This window comes from Lamprobacter sp., from assembly GCF_034860625.1.
Lineage (GTDB): Bacteria > Pseudomonadota > Gammaproteobacteria > Chromatiales > Chromatiaceae > Lamprobacter.
Map to the genome: position 1 here is coordinate 1 of NZ_JAYESN010000562.1, position 1,196 is coordinate 1,196.

Annotated in this window: 2 protein-coding genes and 1 pseudogene; all 3 read left to right on the plus strand. The window is 66.1% G+C overall.

Annotated features, from left to right (window positions below):
- Positions 1-197 (plus strand): annotated as a pseudogene (locus VBE63_RS29795) (hypothetical protein); the annotation flags it as partial.
- Positions 198-220: 23 nt separating this feature from the next.
- Positions 221-466, plus strand: a complete 246-nt coding sequence (locus VBE63_RS29800; RefSeq protein ID WP_323686581.1) for a toprim domain-containing protein — start codon at positions 221-223, stop codon at positions 464-466.
- Positions 467-596: 130 nt separating this feature from the next.
- Positions 597-1,142, plus strand: a complete 546-nt coding sequence (locus VBE63_RS29805; RefSeq protein ID WP_323686582.1) for a JAB domain-containing protein — start codon at positions 597-599, stop codon at positions 1,140-1,142.
- The last annotated feature ends 54 nt before the right edge of the window (positions 1,143-1,196 follow it).

Sequence of the window (1,196 nt, forward strand, 5' to 3'; positions counted from 1 at the left end):
ATGGTCGGGCGCTGACGCTGCATCGCACCTATCTGCGCGCCGATGGCCAAGGCAAGGCCGAGGTGCCCTGCCCGCGAAAACTGATGCCCGCTGCGGCATCCGGTGCATTGGCCGGCGGTGCGATCCGCCTGGCCGCGGCAGGCCCAGTGCTTGGTGTCGCCGAAGGGCTCGAGACGGCCCTGGCTCCGCCGCCCTGAGTGGCCTGCCGGTCTGGTCCTGTGTGTCGGCCACCTTGCTCGAGCGCTTTGAGCCACCGGCTGGCGTCGAGCAGTTGACGGTCTGGGCCGATCACGACCGGTCCGGCGCGGGTCTGCGCGCGGCTGAGAGGCTGCGTGCGCGGCTGTCCGCTCGGCTGATGGTGCGACTGGCCCTGCCACCGGGGCCGATCCCTGACCGGGCCAAGAGTCTCGATTGGGCGGATGTCTGGCAGCAACGCCAGAACCGCTACTTGTCACGCGCCGCCTGAGGCCGTGCTGCGCGCTGCGGCTGTCGCCGTTCGTGCGCTGCAGGCGCTTCTTCACTTCAACCCACGCATCGCGCTGTGCTTTTTCGAGCCGTTGGCGCGATGGCTTTTCGATTCTATCGGAGCCTCTCTGATGAACGCATCCCGATCCACGTCCGTTCGGCGCGAGCCGCGCTCGTGCGCTTCCCAACCGGCTGCGGTCGATGACCGCTTTGCGCCTCTGACACCGACCGATCTGAGCGAGCGCGAACGCGACAGCGTCATCGCACTGGCCCTGCAGGTCCTGGAGCCCGCAGCGACCTATGTCACCCTGACTGACCCCGAGGCCAGTCTGCGTTATTTCCGCTTACAGCTTGCGCGCGAACCGCGTGAGCGTTTTGTCTGTGCCTTTCTTGACTCCCGCCACCGCATCATCGAGATCCGCGATCTGTTCCAAGGGACGATCGACGGCTGCAGCGTGCATCCACGGGTGGTGGCCCAGATGGCCTTATCTCTCAATGCCGCCGCCTGTCTCATCGCCCACAATCATCCAAGCGGTGATCCCACGCCGAGCGGCGCGGATATCGCCATCACCAAGCGTCTGCGTGAGTGTCTGGATCTCTTCGAGATCCGCCTGCTCGATCACCTGGTGGTGGGGCGCGAGGGTGGCTGTTCGATGGCTGAGCGGGGGTTGCTCTGAGATGGCTCAGATTACGGTGGTGTCGGAGTCACTCGAGCGCCTGCAGGGGTTTCT

What these genes read in the sequence shown, in the direction of transcription:
- VBE63_RS29805 (WP_323686582.1), top strand. Translation starts at nt 597, where the DNA reads ATGAACGCATCCCGATCCACGTCCGTTCGGCGCGAGCCGCGCTCGTGC.